The organism is Aeromonas sp. A600620, assembly GCF_029479985.1.
Taxonomy (GTDB): Bacteria; Pseudomonadota; Gammaproteobacteria; order Enterobacterales; family Aeromonadaceae; genus Aeromonas; species Aeromonas veronii_A.
The window spans coordinates 126,008-144,317 of the sequence record NZ_JAAKXB010000001.1; the positions used below are offsets into that span (position 1 = coordinate 126,008).

At 59.6% G+C, this 18,310-nt stretch carries 14 protein-coding genes and 1 tRNA gene; 10 read left to right on the top strand and 5 right to left on the bottom strand.

The annotated features are described in order from the left end of the window. The first annotated feature begins 20 nt into the window (after positions 1 to 20). The 4 genes from G5533_RS00560 to G5533_RS00575 all read left to right on the top strand — a co-directional run bounded on the left by G5533_RS00560 (position 21) and on the right by G5533_RS00575 (position 3,933). Positions 21 to 97 (top strand) — tRNA-Pro (locus G5533_RS00560). 216 nt (positions 98 to 313) lie between these two features. After that, entirely contained in the window at positions 314 to 745 is a 432-nt protein-coding gene (locus G5533_RS00565; protein WP_216980324.1) for a CC0125/CC1285 family lipoprotein, read from the top strand. 204 nt (positions 746 to 949) lie between these two features. After that, positions 950 to 2,209, top strand: a complete 1,260-nt coding sequence (locus G5533_RS00570; RefSeq protein WP_005334018.1) for a dicarboxylate/amino acid:cation symporter — start codon at positions 950 to 952, stop codon at positions 2,207 to 2,209. A gap of 104 nt (positions 2,210 to 2,313) precedes the next feature. Continuing rightward, positions 2,314 to 3,933, top strand: coding sequence for a methyl-accepting chemotaxis protein (locus tag G5533_RS00575; RefSeq protein ID WP_266133816.1), 1,620 nt, complete (start codon positions 2,314 to 2,316; stop codon positions 3,931 to 3,933). A gap of 64 nt (positions 3,934 to 3,997) precedes the next feature. On the opposite strand, the gene G5533_RS00580 is transcribed toward G5533_RS00575, so the two are convergent. After that, positions 3,998 to 4,600, bottom strand: a complete 603-nt coding sequence (locus G5533_RS00580; protein ID WP_421285552.1) for a DUF924 family protein — start codon at positions 4,598 to 4,600, stop codon at positions 3,998 to 4,000. A gap of 252 nt (positions 4,601 to 4,852) precedes the next feature. On the opposite strand from G5533_RS00580, the gene G5533_RS00585 reads away from it, so the two are divergent. The 3 genes from G5533_RS00585 (at position 4,853) to G5533_RS00595 (ending at position 7,835) form a co-directional block, all read left to right on the top strand. Next, positions 4,853 to 4,993, top strand: a complete 141-nt coding sequence (locus G5533_RS00585; RefSeq protein ID WP_021231002.1) for a hypothetical protein — start codon at positions 4,853 to 4,855, stop codon at positions 4,991 to 4,993. Position 4,994: 1 nt separating this feature from the next. Next, positions 4,995 to 5,915 (top strand): DUF808 domain-containing protein, encoded by a 921-nt coding sequence (locus tag G5533_RS00590; protein ID WP_441254269.1) that lies wholly within the window; start codon positions 4,995 to 4,997, stop codon positions 5,913 to 5,915. A gap of 123 nt (positions 5,916 to 6,038) precedes the next feature. Next, on the top strand, positions 6,039 to 7,835 hold the full coding sequence (locus G5533_RS00595) for a M3 family oligoendopeptidase (RefSeq protein WP_266133818.1): 1,797 nt from the start codon (positions 6,039 to 6,041) through the stop codon (positions 7,833 to 7,835). Positions 7,836 to 7,898: 63 nt separating this feature from the next. Here the strand turns inward: G5533_RS00595 and G5533_RS00600 are convergent, their stop codons facing one another. After that, complete coding sequence (locus G5533_RS00600) at positions 7,899 to 9,305, bottom strand: nucleobase:cation symporter-2 family protein (RefSeq protein WP_441254270.1); 1,407 nt, start codon at positions 9,303 to 9,305, stop codon at positions 7,899 to 7,901. A 505-nt stretch (positions 9,306 to 9,810) separates the two neighbouring features. On the opposite strand from G5533_RS00600, the gene ycfP reads away from it, so the two are divergent. Beyond that, a complete protein-coding gene (ycfP, locus tag G5533_RS00605; protein ID WP_005334000.1) occupies positions 9,811 to 10,350 on the top strand; it encodes an alpha/beta hydrolase YcfP in 540 nt (179 codons plus the stop codon). A 74-nt stretch (positions 10,351 to 10,424) separates the two neighbouring features. Next, positions 10,425 to 11,717, top strand: a complete 1,293-nt coding sequence (locus G5533_RS00610; protein WP_421254839.1) for an NAD(P)/FAD-dependent oxidoreductase — start codon at positions 10,425 to 10,427, stop codon at positions 11,715 to 11,717. An 84-nt stretch (positions 11,718 to 11,801) separates the two neighbouring features. Here the strand turns inward: G5533_RS00610 and G5533_RS00615 are convergent, their stop codons facing one another. The 3 genes from G5533_RS00615 to G5533_RS00625 form a co-directional block, all read right to left on the bottom strand. Continuing rightward, entirely contained in the window at positions 11,802 to 12,443 is a 642-nt protein-coding gene (locus G5533_RS00615) for an energy-coupling factor ABC transporter permease (RefSeq protein ID WP_257699128.1), read from the bottom strand. A gap of 87 nt (positions 12,444 to 12,530) precedes the next feature. Beyond that, positions 12,531 to 13,328 carry a pyruvate formate lyase 1-activating protein gene (pflA, locus tag G5533_RS00620; RefSeq protein ID WP_005333994.1) on the bottom strand — a complete coding sequence of 266 codons (798 nt, stop codon included), beginning with the start codon at positions 13,326 to 13,328 and terminating at the stop codon, positions 12,531 to 12,533. 65 nt (positions 13,329 to 13,393) lie between these two features. Then, on the bottom strand, positions 13,394 to 16,330 hold the full coding sequence (locus tag G5533_RS00625; protein WP_245133507.1) for a sensor domain-containing phosphodiesterase: 2,937 nt from the start codon (positions 16,328 to 16,330) through the stop codon (positions 13,394 to 13,396). Between the two features lie 135 nt (positions 16,331 to 16,465). Between G5533_RS00625 and G5533_RS00630 the strand changes: the two genes are divergently transcribed. Beyond that, the gene (locus tag G5533_RS00630) at positions 16,466 to 18,154 is read left to right on the top strand and encodes an FAD-dependent oxidoreductase (protein WP_441254271.1); all 1,689 of its coding nucleotides are present in this window, start codon (positions 16,466 to 16,468) and stop codon (positions 18,152 to 18,154) included. The last annotated feature ends 156 nt before the right edge of the window (positions 18,155 to 18,310 follow it).

Sequence of the window (18,310 nt, forward strand, 5' to 3'; positions counted from 1 at the left end):
GTCAGCCGAGCTGACTCCGTCGGTGTGTAGCGCAGCCAGGTAGCGCATCTGCATGGGGTGTAGAGGGTCGGAGGTTCGAATCCTCTCACACCGACCAAATTCCCCGGTAAAGGCCTTGTCAAACGACAAGGCCTTTTCTTTTGCCTGCGATTCGCCGCACAGGCGTGAAGCCTGTGGTGATGCACGCTGGTCGCTGCTGGCGTGAGCAGATTGTGCAGTCACCGCGCTTTATGGTGTAGTAACAACTCTGTTGCTCATTTGCCTGGCGAGGCCTCTCGTGTCTGCATCCGTATCTAAACCCTGTTGTCTGCTGATGCTCACCCTGCTGCTGGTGGGCTGCGCCACCCCTTACCAGAGTGAAAAGTCATTCTGGAACGGCCAGACCGGTTTTTCCCAGACCCGGCTTGGCCCGGACAAGTGGCAGCTGGAGTTTGTCGGCAACGATCTGGTGGACAGGGAGACCGCCCGCAAATATGTGCTCAAGCGGGCAGGGGAGCTGGCACTGGCAGAGGGTTACTCCTGGCTCAAGGTCGATGAGCTGACCATTAACCGCGATGCCGTCAGGGTGACCCCATCACGGCCGATCTTCGGCTTTGACGAGGATGAGCCGGATCTCTTTATGGCCCAGATGCAGGTGCAGCATACCATCTCGGCGCTGCTCACTTTTCGCCTGTTGCCACGGGCACTCGATGAGCGAACTCTGGATGCGAAATATCTCGCTGAAATCAAAATAAACAGTGATTAATATTGGTGGTTTGCAAGATCTATATCACATACACCTAATGGCAGGATAAAATTCTGGAGAAAGCCTCTAGATTTACCCCCTGCTTTTAGGCATTCTCCCAGCATACCAGCCGCCAGGAATCAACGGCTCGGATCACAAAAACGGACTGTTGTGGCTCCCATGCCACCGTTTACGGCTTGCACCAATCAAAACCGGGACTCCCCCATGAAAATGAATAAACTGACGGTCGCCATCCTCATCTCCATGATGTTTGGCATCCTCACCGGCCAGGGCTATCGCATGTTTGCCGCAGATCAGGCTGCGGATTTTGCCAATAACATCACGATCCTGACCGATATCTTCCTGCGACTGATCAAGATGATCATCGCTCCCCTGGTCTTCACCACCCTGGTGGTCGGTATCGCCAAGATGGGCGACACCCGCACCGTGGGGCGTATCGGTGCCAAGACCCTCGGCTGGTTTATGCTGGCCTCCCTGATGTCCCTGAGCCTGGGTCTGGTGATGGTGACCCTGATGCAGCCGGGTGTGGGGCTTTCGCTCTCCCTGCCCAATGACACCGCCAGCTCGGGCATTGCTGCCGGTGCCATTACCCTGAAAGATTTCGTGACCCACGCCATCCCCAAAAGCGTGGTAGAGGCAATGGCCACCAACGAGATCCTGCAGATCGTGGTCTTCTCACTCTTCTTCGGTCTGGCCGCCGCTGCGCTCGGCGATCTGGCCAAGCCGGTGGTGGTGCTGATGGCCAGCGCTGCCGAGATCATGCTGAAAGTGACCGGTTACGTGATGAACTTTGCGCCGTTCGCGGTATTTGGCGCCATCGCCGCCATGGTGGCCAAAGAGGGGCTGGGTATTCTGGTTACCTACGGCAGCTTTATGGCCCAGTTCTACATCGCGCTGGCCTGCCTCTGGCTGCTGCTGATCGCCATGGGCAGCGTCTTCCTGCGTGGTCGTGTCATCAAGCTGCTGGCGATGATCCGCGAACCCATCCTGCTCGCCTTCTCGACCGCCAGCTCTGAAGCCGCCTATCCGAAGACCCTGGATCGTCTGGAGAAGTTCGGTTGTGACAAGCGCATTGCCAGCTTCGTGCTGCCGATGGGTTACTCCTTCAACCTCGACGGCTCCATGATGTACTGCACCTTCGCGGTGATGTTCATTGCCCAAGCGTATGGAATCGAGCTCTCCATGGCCCAGCAGATCACCATGCTGCTGCTGCTGATGGTCACCTCCAAGGGGATGGCCGGGGTACCGCGCGCCTCTCTGGTGGTGATTGCCGCCACCCTGAACCAATTCCATATTCCGGAAGCGGGCATCCTGCTGCTGCTGGGGATCGATCACTTCCTCGACATGGGCCGCTCTGCCACCAACGTGCTGGGCAACGCCATCGCCGCCAGCGTGGTGGCCAAGACCGAAGACAGTCTGGGTGAAACCGTCGCGCTGGGCGAGAGTGAGCCAGCCAAAGCCTGATCACAACGCCATGAAAAATAAACAACAACGGCCCGCCAATGCGGGCCGTTGTTGTTTATGGCTCGTCTACACTGCTAGATAGTTTTCATCTGGAGTGTACGGTTATGAATATTGCTCGTCGACTGCAACTGATCGCGCTGCTGGTGATGCTGACGCTCATTTTTCTCAGTTGGTTCAGTATCAACCGCCTCGATTCGGCCAACCGGGATTTAGGCTATGTGACGGACAATACGGTGCCCAGTATTTCGCTGATTAAGCAAGTGCAGGCCGATTTCTATGAATTGCACTCGCTGGTGCAGACACATGTGCTCAATACCGACACCGGCAAGATGCAGCAGATCGAAACGGGTATCACCGAGATACAGGGACAGATCACTTCACTGCTCGACAAATACAAAGCTGAGATGCTCTCCAATGATGAAGATCGGCGCCTGACCGACGATGATCAACGTATTGTCGCGCAATATTATCAGGAGATAGACAAGGTTCTGCAGCTCTCCAGACAAAACAAGAACGATGAAGCGCGAGACATGCTGGCGGGAGAAGCCACCAGAGTGTTCCAGCAGTTTGCCAAGGCAATCGAGCTTCACGTCAACTTCAATATGGATTTGGGACTGGCGCTCAAGAAGCAGGGCCAGGAGAACTACGACAACAGCCTGCAAACCCTGCTGTTTATCGCCGGTGGCACCATTGTGCTGACGATGGGGCTGTTTGTCTGGTTGTTCAATCAGGTGGCCAATCCTCTTCGCACCGCCATGGATACCCTGACCCGGATCCAGCGCGACCTCAACTTTACCCTCAGAGCGGATGTGAAACAGCAGGATGAGATTGGTCTGACCCTCAATGCGGTCAACCGGTTGCTCGATACGCTGCAACAGACATTTACCGAATTTTCCGTCGGCAGCTTGCAGATCAAGAGCACTGCCGAATCCCTCTCTCAAGCGGCGCAGCACCTCGCCAGCTCGGCCAGTCAGGCCAATGATGCTACCAGTCTGATCGCCGCCGGTGTGGAAGAGATGACTGTCAGCATCACAGATATCTCCCAGCGTACCCAGGAGACGAGCCGTATCACCAATGAGTCAGGGCAGCTGGCTAGCGAAGGAAGCAGAACCATAGATCGTACCGTTCATGCCATCAACGAGATCGCCGACTCCATTCGGCAGGCCTCGGCCGAGGTCATTGCGCTGGGTGAGGGCATTTCGCGCATTGGCGGTGTGGTCAACGTGATCCGTGATGTGGCGGGGCAGACCAACTTGCTGGCCTTGAACGCGGCCATTGAGGCGGCGAGGGCCGGGGAGTCCGGCCGTGGCTTTGCGGTGGTGGCAGATGAAGTGCGCAAACTGGCTGAGCGCACAGCCCAATCCACTCAGGAGATATCTGCCACTGTAGAGGCGATCCAGCAGGAGTCGAACAATACGGTCTCCCGCATGCATCTGGTGGAGGAGAAGGTGAGCCAGGGGGTCAACATGGCTACCGAGAGTGGCGCCATTATTGCCGAGATCCGCAGTGCGTCGCACCGGGTGATGGAGCAGGTGGGCGAGATCACCAATGCCATCCGCGAGCAGAGTTCGGCCGCCGAGTCGATCGCTCACCAGGTAGAGCAGATTGCTCAGGTCGTGCAGCAAACCAGCAGCACAGCGGAAGAGACCTCAGCCGCCGCCGAGGAGCTCAATGTCACCACAGAGAGCATCCACCAGCAGATATCCCGCTACCGCATTCAGTAACGCCGACGGTTGTTATCCATCTGCTATCCCCGCCAGCTGGCGGGGATTTTTTTATATGGCTTGCTTAGAAGCCTGAGCCCGGTTGCTGCAAAAATGCCGCCTCTTCCGGTGTGCTGGTGCGACCCAGAATGTCGTTGCGGTGGGGGAAGCGGCCAAAGCGTTCGATGATCACCTGATGACGGCGGGCAAAGTCGGCAAATCCTGCGAAGGTCGCTTGCGCCGGTGTGCCAGCCTGCTCGGCAGCGAGTGCCTCGAACAGGGCCACACTTCTGGCCTGTTGTTCGCGGGATTCGGCATGCTCCAGCGGCAGATAGAAGAAGACCCGCTCCAGTGGCGAGAGGGATTTGTCCGCCCCGATGGATAGCCCTTTCAGGCAGAGATCTCTGGCCAGCGGATCCTGGGCAAAGGCCGCAGGCGTGTTGCGATTGATATTGCGGGGCAGCTGGTCAAGCAGCAGGATCAGCGCTAGCCGACCGCTGGGGAGATCGGCCCAGTGGGCGAGACTGCCCTTGGCTGCGGCCTCTGCCAGCTCGCCAAAGCGGCTGGCCAGCAGGGCATCCGTTTCGCTGCTTTTTCCCCACCAGAGCGGGGCTTGCCGTGTGGCCCGCAGGACATCATCGGCTTCGTCGCCAAACCAGAGATCGAGCAGAGGTTGCCAGGGTTGCATGGGAACTCCTTGATGTGATTCAGAGGGAACCAGGAACAAATGGCTCAGGGGTGCTGCCGAAACGGCGGCTTCTCGTTACACTGTGCCATCTTTTGCCCGAAAGACGTAACCCCACCGATGGTGAGCGCCGGATTCTTGGCTCGGCCGATGATGGCCTGAGATCGCCACGAGGTGGTCCTGTTGACCCTGGTGGTTATCGGGACGTACACCTCTCTCCCGGGGTTGTTCTCACTGATATAAGGAATCTTTGATATGGCCGGAACCAGTCTGTTGGCCCTGCTCGACGATATCGCCAGCGTGCTCGATGACGTGGCGCTGATGACCAAGGTCGTTGTGAACAAGCGCGAGACATTTTTCGGGAAGACGTTTCTCACTGATATAAGGGATCTTTGATATGGCTGGAACCAGTTTGTTGGCCCTGCTCGACGATATCGCCAGCGTGCTCGATGACGTGGCGCTGATGACCAAGATGGCGGCGAAGAAGACTGCCGGGGTGTTGGGGGATGATCTGGCCCTCAACGCGGAGCAGGTCTCCGGGGTGCGTGCCGAGCGGGAGCTGCCGGTGGTGTGGGCGGTGGCCAAGGGGTCATTTCGCAACAAGCTGATTCTGGTGCCCTCCGCCATCGCCATCAGTGCCCTGGTGCCCTGGCTTATCACGCCGCTCTTGATGTTGGGAGGTGCCTACCTCTGCTTTGAGGGGGCCGAGAAGCTGGCCCACAAGTTCCTGCCTCATGAAGTGAGTGAGGGTGAGGCACATACAGCCCCCATTCCCGATGATCTGGTCGCCTTCGAGCAGCAGAAGGTAAAAGGGGCGATCCGCACCGATTTTATTCTCTCTGCCGAGATCATCGTCATCGCTCTTGGCACGGTACAGGGAGCAAGCCTCACGCTGCAGCTCTCGGTAGTGGCGGGCATCGCCCTGCTGATGACCATCGGGGTCTACGGGTTGGTGGGGCTGATCGTCAAGCTCGATGACATCGGTCTGCATCTGCTGCAAAAGCCCGATGGCAGCGCCCTGCGCCGCGCGGTGGGGCAGGGATTGTTGGTGACGGCGCCCCGTCTGATGCACCTGCTGGCACTGGTCGGTACCATCGCCATGTTCATGGTGGGCGGTGGCATTCTGGTGCATGGCTGGCCCTTTGCCCATCACCTGATTGAAGGTACAGCCGCTGTTGTCGCCACCCTGCCCACAGTGGGGGCCGTACTGGCGGCGGTGACGCCGACGCTGCTCAACGCCGTGGCCGGTGTGGTGGCGGGTCTGCTGCTGGTTGCCGTGATGACGCTGGTGAGCCGTCTTGCCCCGGCCAAGGGATAAGCGAGCTTGCGGGCCATTGTCTCTTTTTTCCTCTCTTCATTTTTTGGCCTTCGGGTTGCCCGGTCTCTGACTTGCTGCCCGCAGGTCTGCTGCGCCTCCCGATAAAGGTCTTTGCGAGAAGTTATGTATCAACAACAGTGGAATAACGACCATATCTACCCGGGCCTCGACAGCCCCGAGCTGGAAGCGGACATGCGCGCCGCCCGCCACGCGCTGGAAGAGCTGGCCAGCTATATGGCAGGCCTGGACGGGGTGCGCGACTATGACGCTGCGCTGCAGGATTTCTTGCGGGAAGTGCGGCTGCGCGCCCGCGATATTCGCCATATCGGCTGGAACGTCGCCATTCTGGCCGCGTGCCGCGGCAGTCAGGATGCGCGGGATCCGCAGGCCAAACAGCTGGCGTCCCGTGCCCGCGCCCTTAACGCCGATCTGTTCAAGACCCTGGCGCCGGTGGAAGATCTGATGCTGGCGCTGCCGGAAGTTGAATTTGCCGCGCTGATGAGTGATCCGCTGCTCGGCGAGGAGGCGTACCGCTTGGGCCATGAGCGTCGTTTGCAGGATCAGCGCTTGCCGGTGGCGGCGGAGCAGCTGGTGATTGGTCTGGGCACCGATGGTCTGCACGCCTGGGGCAACCTCTATAACGATCTGGTGGGCAAGATCCGCTTGACCATTGATGGCCGCGAGATGGGGCTGGCCGAGGCGAGCAATCTGCTCTCCAGCCCGATACGTGCGCTGCGTTTAGAAGCCTTTGATGCCATCAGTGCTGGCTGGGAGGGAGAGCAGGAGACGGTGGCCGCCATCCTCAATGCCCTCAACGGCTGGCGGCTGGAGCTGGCCCGCCAGCGTGGCAACACCCGGTTGCTCGATGCGCTGGATCTCTCCTGCCACCAGAGCCATATCGAGCGTGCCACCCTCGATGCCCTGATGAGCGAAACCTGGCGAGCCCGTGGGTTGGGCCAGCGCGCCCTAGAGCTGATGGCCGAGCGCCTTGGTCTCGACGATCTGGGGCCGGAGGATCTCTTTGCGCCGCCGCCTGCTTCCAGCAGCCGCGACATTCCTTTTGATGAGGCGATCGAGTTGATTGCCGATGCCTTTAGCCGTTTCGATCCCGAGATGGGGGCGTTTGCCCGCATGATGGCCGAGAAGGGGTGGATTGATGCGGCGCCCACGCCAAATCGCCGCACCGGCGCCTACTGCACCAAGTTTGCAGAACCGGTCGAACCGCGGGTCTTCGTCACCTATGCCGGCACCATGGATAACGTCATCACTCTGGCCCATGAGCTGGGCCACGCCTGGCACAACTGGGTCATTCGCGATCTGCCGATGAGCCAGCGCAGCTATCCCATGACGCTGGCCGAAACGGCCTCCATCTTTGCCGAGACTCTGGTGCGCAGCGCCCTGTTCGAGCAGGCAGAAAGTCCCGAAGAGCAGTTGGCGATCGCCTGGGCCGAAGCCGACGGTGCGGCCACCTTCCTGGTCAATATCCCGGCTCGCTTCGATTTCGAGCAGGCCTTGGTGGCCGAGCGGGCGCAGGGTTATGTATCCGCAGAGCGACTCAAAGCGTTGACCGACGAGGCGTGGGGACGCTGGTATGAGGGGAGCCTGACCCGCTATCACCCCATGTTCTGGGCGGCCAAGGCGCACTTCTCCATCGCCGGGCTGGGCTTTTACAACTATCCCTATCTGTTCGGTTATCTGTTCAGCCTCGGGGTCTATCAGCAGTTGATGAGCCGCAAGGCGGCGGGGGAAGAGGGCATTGCCGAAGCCTATCGCGCCTTGTTGCGCGATACCGGCCGGATGAGCGCCGAAGATCTGGTAGCCAAGCATTTGGGGCAGGATATCCGTGAGGCCGCCTTCTGGCAGGGGAGTCTGGCACAGGTAGCGCATGCGGTTGAGCGCTTCGCGCAGTTGCCTGCCTGATTGGGTCTGCGGTGATATGAACAACAGGCCCCCGGACAGTCTCGCTGTCCGGGGGCCTATTTGTTATGCCTGCTCTTGCTGCGGTTTGATGGGACCAACGAACAGAGGACGGGTCTGGTGACTCAGATCCGGCTGATAGCCGTTGAAGAAGAGGTTGAGCAGCACCGAACTGATGGTGGCCAGCAGGATACCGCTATGAAAAAGCGGTTGTAGCTGCGCCGGAAGCTGCTGGAAAAAATTCCCGGAGACCGTCGGGATCATGCCAATTCCGAGACTGATGGCGACGATATAGAGGTTGTGGCGGTTGCTGTTGTAATCGGTGCGCGCCAGGATGCGGATCCCGGTTGCCAGCACCATACCGAACATGACGATACCGGCGCCCCCCAGTACGAAGGGCGGGATGGAGGCGACTAGCACCGACATCTTGGGGATGAGGCCAAAGGCGAGCAGTATCCCCCCCGACATCACACAGACCCAGCGACTAGATACTCCGGTCACGCTCACCAGACCGATATTCTGGGAGAAGGAGGTGTGGGGGAAGCTGTTGAATATCCCACCAATAATGGTGCCGATGCCATCCACCCGCAGCCCGCGCACGATATCACCGCGCCTGGCCGGATGGCCGACGATGTCGCCAAGGGCCAGAAACATCCCCATGGATTCGATAAAGGTGATGAGCATGATCACCGTCAGGGTGGCGATGGAGATGGGATCGAAGGTGGGCCAGCCGAAGGCGAAGGGCACTATGGGGGCAAACCAGGCTGCCTCGCCGAGGCCATCGAGGCTCACTTCGCCCATGGCGATGGCCACCACGAAACCGAAGATGATCCCGAGCAGCACCGAGATATTGCTGAAAAAGCCCTTGGTGAAGCGGGTCACCAACAGGATAAAGACGAGCACCAGGAAGCTGGTGCCGATATAGCGCAGGCTGCCATATTCCGGATTACCCTTGCCCCCCGCCATCCAGTCGATCCCCACCTGCATAATGCTGATCCCGATGGAGGTGATAACCACCCCGGTGACGACGGTGGGGAAGAGTGGCATCAGCCGACCTATCAGCGGCACCAGCAGGGTCGAGATGATACCGGCGGCAATGGTGGCGCCGAAGATGCCCGTCAGCCCCAGATCCGGGTTGGCTCCGATGGCCAGCATGGGCATCACGGCGGCAAAGGTGACCGACATGATGACCGGCAGCCGGATCCCGGCAAAGCGGCCAATCCCGACACATTGCAGCAGGGTGACGATGCCGCAGCAGAAGAGATCCGAACTGATGAGGTAGGAGATCTGCTCCTTGGGTAGCCCCAGACTGCCGCCAATCACCAATGGCACCGCCACGGCGCCGGCGTACATCACCAGCACATGTTGCAGGCCCAGGGTAAAGAGTTGGCCCATGGGGAGCATGCGCTCCACTTCATCCACCGGGCGCTTGCGCGCACCCGGTCGGGGGGATTGGGGATTGGTCTCGTTCATCAACAGATCACTCCTTGAAGCCCGCGCAACTGCTACAGGCAAGATAGTGAAAGCCGCAGCTTTCCCGGTCATTGATCTCGTGTATTGACAGAGGTGCCAGATCCCTCGGCAGTAGTGAGAGGGAGCCGGTGCAGCACGGGTCAGTGCACAAAACATGCACAACGCCGCTCACGAGAGAAAACGTTTGGCGATAACGCCTTGTTTTTGCGGGATGAGTCACATATCGGCCAGATAAGTGTCCGGCTGCTGGCAGGGGAAGGAGGTGAGGGCATCTCAGATTGGTAAGGGGTTTATCATTATTGGTCTGGCGATCTCACTTTGATAGCCGGGCACCATAACGTTGCTCGCAATGCGCCCGTCTTCATGTGACGGCGCTCGCGGGCTGCTGGGCGCAATCGGGGGCGGGGGCGTGATCCAAAGCAAGAAAGTTGGATGTTTTGGTGGCGCGCATGGCCGCCGCTGGGGTAGTTTCGATAAAACCGACACAGATCCTGAGGTCTTATCCATGATCATCTATCTGCATGGCTTTGATGCCACCAGCCCAGGCAATCACGAGAAAGTGCTGCAGTTGCAGTTTATTGATGATGATGTGCGTTTCGTGCACTACAGCACGGTTCACCCCCGTCATGATATGAGCCATCTGCTCAAGGAAGTGAAAAAACAGCTCGATATGAGTACCGATCCCAAACCGCTGATCTGCGGCGTGGGTCTTGGTGGCTACTGGAGCGAGCGGATCGGCTTTCTGTGCGGCATTCGCCAGGTGATCTTCAACCCCAACCTCCATCCTGAAGAGAACATGCAGGGCAAGATCGACCGGCCGGAAGAATATGACGATATTGGCACCAAGTGTGTAACTGAATTTCGTAAGAAAAATTCAGGAAACTGCCTGTGTATCCTTTCCGTTCAGGATGAAGTGCGCGATAATCGGGACACTGAACGTGAATTGAAGAACTATTACGACATCGTGTGGGATGAGCGCGAGACTCATAAGTTCAAAAATATCTCGCATCATCTGCAGCGGATGAAGGCCTTCAAAGAAGCCTGATCCATCACGTCGACCGATTTCGTTTTAGGGAGCCAATGGCTCCCTTTCGTTTTGAGGAACCGAGGAAAATCATCATGATGAATATTGTCGTTGTAGGCGGCGGCGCCGGTGGCCTGGAGCTGGCCACCAGTCTGGGTCGCAAGCTTGGCAAGAAGAACAAGGCCAAGATCACTCTGGTCGATCGCAACCGCACCCACCTGTGGAAACCCCTGCTGCACGAAGTGGCCACCGGCTCCATGGACGCGGGCATCGATGCCCTGAGCTACCAGTCTCACGCCAAGAACCACGGTTTCGACTTCCAGCTCGGCACCCTGACCGACATCAAGCGTGACGATAAACGCATCGTGCTGGCCCCGATCCACGACGACAATGGCGACATCGTGGTCAACGAGCGCGAACTGCCCTACGACTATCTGGTGATGGCCATCGGTTCTGTCTCCAACGACTTCAACACCAAGGGCATCAAGGATCACTGTATTTTCCTCGATAGCCCCTCCCAGGCGCACCGTTTCCACAACAGCATGATGAACCGCTTCCTGCAGTTCGCCACCGAATATAAGCCGGGCGACAAGGTTAAGATTGCCATCGTCGGCGGCGGCGCAACCGGCGTCGAGCTCTCTGCCGAGCTCTACAATGCGGTCGAGCAGCTCTACGCCTACGGCTTCAAGAACCTCACCACCGACAGCCTGAAGGTGACCCTGGTGGAAGCGGGCCCGCGCATTCTGCCGGCTCTGCCGGAGCGCATCAGCGGCGCCGCCCATCAGGAGCTGGTCAAGCTGGGTGTGGACGTGCGTACCGCCACCATGATCACCGAAGCGACCAGCGACGGTCTGCACACCAAGGATGGCGAGCTGATTGAAGCGGATCTGATGGTGTGGGCGGCCGGTATCAAGGCACCTGACTTCATGAAGGATATCGCTGGTCTTGAGACGAACCGCATCAACCAGCTGGTGGTGAAAGAGACCCTGCAGACTACCCGTGACGAGAGCATCTTCGTTATCGGTGACTGCGCTGCCTGCCCGCAGCCGGATGGCAAGTTTGTGCCGCCGCGCGCCCAGTCTGCCCACCAGATGGCCAGCCAGGCGTTCAAGAACATTCTGGCCAAGATGGACGGCGGCGAGATGAAGCCCTACCTCTACCACGACCACGGTTCGCTGGTCTCCCTCAGCCGCTTCTCCACCGTGGGCAGCCTGATGGGCAACCTGATGCGTGGATCCATGATGGTCGAGGGCTACATTGCCCGTCTGGTCTACATCTCCCTCTACCGGATGCACCAGATCGCCCTGCACGGCTATGTCAAGACCGGCCTCATCATGCTGGTGGGTCGCATCAACCGTGTGCTGCGTCCGACCCTGAAGCTGCACTAAGCCAAGGTTTGACAGAATTCGGAATACCAAAAGGAGAGGCGATGGCCTCTCCTTTTTTATGGGCGCAGATCAGGAAAGAGAGCGTTACTTGCCCAGATAGGTACGGTCGAAGAAGGTATTGACCCAGTGAGGGCGGTAGATGGCCAGCACCGTCATCGCCATGCCGTTGAGCAGGGCTTCGGGGAACAACAGCAGTGGCCAGATGGAGAGGTAATCCGCCGTGATGGTGTGCCAGGGGTAGCTGTCACTCAGCCCCATCAGCAACGCACTGGCGGCCACCTTGACCGAGATGGTGATGGCGCCGCCGAGAAAGGCGGCCACGAAGATATAGACAAAGAGATGGCGCGGCAGCCAGGCCCAGCTGGCCAGAAACAGCAGCCAGCTGGTGGCTACCGGCAGGGCGATGCCAACCAGTGCCTGCCAGCCAAAATCGGCCAGATTGGTGACACCGAAGTAACCGAGCACCAGCAGGGTCAGGCAGGGGGCGAGCAACGCCAGTCGCCAGCCCAGCAGCAGGGTGAGGGAGGTGAGCCCGAGAAAATGGACCTCCAGCCCCTCATGCAGACCGGCCCTTAGATACCAGAGCGGCACCAGCGCGATGGCACTCCCCAGCAGCAGGTGCTGATAGAGGGGGTTGTCATAGAGGGTTTGCCACAGGGAGCGGCGCAGGCTGAAGGCCAGCAGTACCAGCCAGATCAGGAGGGCGGCGAGTTGTCCTTCACTCATCTTGTCGTCCATTTATGCAGTAGAGTCCGGGCGGTCTTCCCGACCGCCCATAGCAGAGCAGGCTGACGAGTCAGCCTGCTTTTACCATCAATATTTGACGTTGTTGTGGTACTTGCCGAGGATGCCCTTGACCCGTTCCATGGTCTCCTTGCTGGGGGGCTTGATCCCGCTCAGCTCGTACGGATCGCCCAGCACGTCCCACTTGTGTTTGCCCAGCTCATGGTAGGGGAGCAGCTCCACCTTCTCCACGCTCTCGCCCAGCTCGGCGATGAACTGGCCCAGCCCTTCGGCGCTCTCGTCGTCATCGCTCCAGGTCGGTACCACCACGTAGCGGATCCACATGGTCTTGCCTTTGGCCGCCAGATAGCGGGCAAACTCCAGGGTGTATCTGTTGCTGACGTGAGTCAGCGGAATGTGTTTCTCGTCATTGATCTGTTTGATGTCGAGCAGCACCAGATCGGTCTGGTCGAGCAGCTTGTCCACCTGTTCGTCGAGATGACGGACGAAGCCGTTGGTGTCGAGACAGGTGTGGATCCCTTTCTCTTTGCAGGCGGTAAAAAGTTCGGTAATGAAAGCCGGTTGCAGCATGGCTTCACCGCCGGACGCTGTCACGCCACCGCCGGAGGCATTCATGAAGTGGCGATAGCTGGTGATGTCACTCATCAACTCCGGTACGGTCACTTCGCGGCCACCTTCGGTATCCCAGGTATCGCGGTTGTGGCAGTACTTGCAGCGCATCAGGCAGCCTTGCATGAATACGATAAAGCGTATTCCCGGGCCATCGACAGTGCCGCAGGTTTCGACGGAATGGATCCGGCCAACGGTGCCGTGAGCTCCGGCTGGCTGGCTGATTTCAACGGCAGGGATCCGATTAATGACAGACATAAACAACTCCAACGATTCGAGCAGGCCGTTATTTTATTACATAAACCCCTATTGATCCTACACCTTTAGTCCGGCGCCCGGCTGCCAAGCAGCTGCTCCAGCCCCTTGACGGTGAGCGGCCGACTGGTGAGAAACCCTTGATAATGCTGGCATCCCAGCGCTTTGAGGATGGCCAGCTGCGCCTCCTCTTCCACCCCTTCGGCGGTGACGGTAAAACGAAAGACCTGGGCCAGATCGAGTATCGCCTTGACGATGGCTCTGTCCTGTTCGCTGTGTACCAGGGTCTGAATGAAGCTTCTGTCCAGCTTTACCTCATCGGCGGGCAGATCCCGCAGATAGGCCAGCGACGAGTAGCCTGTGCCGAAGTCGTCGATGGAGATGAGGATGCCGAGCTCCTTGAGCTGGCGCATTCTGGCGATACTCTCCTGCCGATTCTCCAAGACTACCGATTCGGTCACCTCCAGCAGCAGGCGGGAAGGGGGCACACCGGTGTCGCGCAAGATGTACTCCACCTGTTGTACGAAGCCCTGGGTGTGGAACTGGCGGGCACTGACGTTGACCGACAGATGGGGGATCTGCAGGCCACGGTTGAGCCAGAAGCTGTATTGGGCGCAGGCGGTCTTCATCACCCAGTAACCGATTTCGAGGATCAGGCTGGTCTCTTCGGCGATGGGGATAAACTCCCCGGGTGGCACCATGGTGCCGTCGCTGCGCTGCCAGCGCAGCAGCGCCTCGATACCCGACAGCGAGCCATTGTCGACCCGGTATTGCGGTTGATAGTGGAGCTGCAGCTCGTGATGACGCAGGGCATCGCGCAGCTCATTGGTGAGGGTCAGCCGATTTTTCTCGTGCTGGGCCATCGCCTCGGTAAAGAAGACGTAGTGGCCCTGACCGGCGCGCTTGGCCATGTGGGTCGCGGTGTCGGCCTGTTGCATCAGGACCAGATGATCCGTCTCGTTGCCGGAGAAGAGGCTGATCCCCACCGAGGCGCTGCAGTGCAGTTTGTGATCACCGATGTCGAACGGGGTGCGAAACAGCCCCATCAGCTCGCGGGCGAAGTGCTCTGCCAGAATTTTGGCGGTGACCTCGCCTTGTCCGAGCTGGGTAAAGAGCAGGGCAAACTCATCCCCCGAGATGCGCGCCTGCACCAGATTGTCCTGGGGCAGCTCCCTGAAACGCTGCACCACGGCCTGCAGCAGCAGATCGCCGCAGGCATGACCGAGGGAGTCGTTGATCGACTTGAAGTTGTCGAGATCCACCAGCAGCAGGGCGCCCCACTGGCCGTTGGGGGCGCTCAGGGTCTGCTGCAAAATATGGTTGAGGCTGCGGCGGTTGTGCAGACCGCAGAGATCGTCGTAGTAGGCGAGCTGCTCGATATGTCTGGCTGCCTCTTGTTCCTGGGTGATGTCGTAGAAGCTGCAGATAAAGTGGCTGAGCTCCCCCTGCTCATCCTTGACGCCGTTCACCATCAAGCGCACCGGAAAGAGGTGACCATCCTTGTGCAGGCAGCGCTCTTCCCCGAGCCAGAACTCCTGCTCGTTGACGGTGCGGCTGACATCTTCCTTGAGATGATCCCCGTAGTAGGTGGGGCGCAGCTTGCGAATGGAGTGACCGATCACCTCTACCTCGCCAAATCCGGTGATCCGGCTGAAGGAGTGGTTGACCTTGAGGATGATGCCGTTGTGATCCATCACGATCAGCCCATCGTGGGTATTAAAGGCTACCTCAGCCAGCCGCAGGGCATCGTCGGTGGCGAGGCGCTTGAGCTCGATGGCGGCCCGCTCGTGCTGGCTGCTCAATAGATCCAGAAGCTGTTCGGGCTCCTCGAGGGGGGTATCGAGCAGCAGGGTGATCTGGCCAATGGGGGCGCCGCTCTGGCCATGGAGTGGAATGCCGATGTAGGCGCTGGCGTTGAGGGCCAGCAGCCGGGTCGCCTTGGGATAGCGCACGGGCAGATCTTCCACATAGATGGCCTGACCATGCTGGAACAGCTCCTGAGCGGGGCCGGGGTCGAGCTGGATGGGCTTGAGGGTGGAGCAGATCTCCTCGTTGATGACGCAGCGGGGGATGATCCAGAGATCCTGACCGCGGGGTTGGAACTCGCCGATCCAGCCCACCCGGGCACCGCTGGCGCTCATGGCCCAGCTTACCAGCGTCTTGCAGTAGTCGATGCCGGTCTGCTGGTGCAGTTCGGGCGGGAGGGCCAGCTCGGCGCGGTGCTCTTCCGGTTGCGGTTGCCAGTGGCCGAGCAGCTGGGCGCTGCTGCGCACCAGTTGCAACATCTCCTCGCTAAGCGGGGTGGGATCGAGATACTCCAGACTCAGCACCCCGAACAGCTTGTCCTGCTCCAGCAGGGCACCATCAAGGCGTGAGCGCACACCGGCACTGGTCAGATAGAGGTGATTGCTCAGCATCGGCTGGTGGGCGGCCTCCGAGAAACTCAACGCTTTGCGGGTACGCAGGGCGCGGATATAGCGGCTGTCACCACGAATGGGGTAGAGCGCTTCGACCCCCAGGGTGAACACCGGGGTGAGTTGCTCGCTGCCGAGATCGCCGTTGGCCTGATAGTGCCAGAGGATGAGCCGATCGGCCCCCAAACTCTCTTTAAGGGCCTCGAGCAGGGGCGCATACTGTTGCTGGCTCGCCATCTGGCTGAGGCGCGGCAGTTGCAATGCCAGATCGGCGATGGGCTCCTGACGAAGGTTCTGCAGACAGATGAGCCAGAAGCCATCCTGCTCGTGAGCGAGGGCGATGTGCCAGAGCTGGCTGGCAAAGCGCACGGTGATCTTGCCGCCATGGCCGTTGGCCAGCAGTTGTTCGATGGGCAGGCGCAGGGCATCGGGCAGCTGGGCAGGCCAGGGAGCACGCGGCTCGTCGAGCCAGTAGAGCGGGGTTTGCATCACGTCGGTCAGGGCGACCAGCCGTTGACTGCGCAGGTCCAGACGGAAAAAGAGCGGCGTCTGGAGGGCAGGAGGAAGATGACTGAGTGCGGTAGACGACATGAACAAACAACATCCTGTTAAGCAACCGTCGGGGTTGCAAGAATACTGCAAAATGGTGTGAAACAAAATTTCATTGAATTCTAAATTAGAAAAGTCTAATTTATTGCCCATTATCATGTATGAGGAGTCTTGCAGATGAAACGGATCCTGATTATCGGTGGTGTCGCGGGGGGCGCATCGGCGGCGGCTCGTGCTCGTCGTTTGAGTGAAGAGGCAGAGATCGTGATGTTCGAGCGGGGCGAGTTTGTCAGCTTCGCCAACTGCGGTCTGCCCTATCACATCGGGGGCGATATCCCCGACCGGGATGCCTTGCTGCTGCAGACTCCCCAGAGTTTCAAGCGCCGTTTCAACGTCGATGTGCGGGTCTTCCACGATGTGATTGAGATCGACAAGGCGGGCAAGACCTTGCTGGTGCGCAACCTGCAAACCGGTGAAGAGCAGCGCGAGCATTACGATGTGCTGCTGCTGAGCCCGGGGGCGGCGCCGATCCGTCCTCCCTTCCCCGGTATCGACAGCCCCCATGTCTATACCCTGCGCAACATCTCGGACATGGATCGCATTCTGGCGGCCCTGCATCACGATCAGCCACGCCACGTCACCGTGGTGGGCGGCGGCTTTATCGGGCTGGAGATGATGGAGGCGCTGCACCAGCGCAAGCTGGATGTCACATTGCTGGAGCTGGCCGATCAGGTGATGGCGCCGGTGGACAAGGAGATGGCCAACATGCTCCATGCCCGCATCCGGGAAGAGGGGATCGACCTTCGCCTGCGCACCGGCCTCACCGCCATCGAGAGTCTGGATCTGCCTGCCGAGAAGACCTCCGCCGTGCCGACCGCCAAAAGCGGTGGCCTGCGCCTGACCCTCAATGACGGTTCCCATCTTGATACCGGTCTTTTGATCCTCGCCATCGGCGTCAAGCCGGAAACCCTGCTCGCCGCCAAGGCAGGGCTGGAGCTGGGCCCACGCGGCGGCATCAAGGTCGATGCCGGGATGCGTACCTCGGATCCCTTCATCTACGCGGTGGGGGATGCGGTGGAAGAGATAGACTTCGTCACCGGCGAATCTGTGCTGATCCCGCTGGCGGGCCCGGCCAACCGGCAGGGGCGCATCGCCGCCGACAACATGCTGGGCCGAAGCGAAACCTACAAGAAGACGCAAGGGACCGCCATCTGCAAGCTGTTCGATCTGGCGGTGGCCAGCACTGGCCTCAACGAGAAGCGACTGGTGCAACTGGGATTGCCGTTCGAGAAGGTTTATGTCCATCCGGGCAGCCACGCCGGTTACTACCCGGGCGCACATCCGGTCAGCCTCAAGCTGCTGTTTGCCCCGGATGGCAAGATTTACGGTGCCCAGGCCATCGGCAAGGATGGCATCGACAAGCGCATCGACGTGCTGGCGGTGGCCCAGCGCGCCGGTCTCACCGTGTTTGACCTGCAGGATCTGGAGCTCACCTATGCGCCGCCGTTCGGCTCAGCCAAGGATGTGATCAACATGGCGGGCTTTGTGGCGAGCAACCACCTGAAGGGGGACACCCTACTCTGCCACGTGGCCGAGGTGCAGGCTCGTAACCCCCATCAGCTGGTGGTGGATGTGCGCAATGGCCCGGAGCTCGACAAGCTGGGCCGCATTCCGGGGGCGCTGCATATTCCCCTCGACGAGTTGCGCAGCCGCCTCCATGAGTTGCCCAAAGAGAAAGAGCTGCTGATCAGCTGTCAGGTCGGGCTGCGCGGCCATGTCGCCTGCCGCTTGCTGAGCCAGCACGGCTTCAAGGTGAAAAACCTCTCCGGCGGCTTCAAAACCTGGCTGATGGCCACCGCCGAGTAACCGTTTTATTTCTGTGCCTGTTTGCCCCTCTCCCTTGTGCGTGCAAGATGAGGGGCTTTTTATCTCTGCTGTTTGCCCTCCTTGCATCCCCTAATTGCAGCAATATTTCGACACACTTTATTTCCTGTGCCGGACAAAATTAACGTTTTGTTCAGG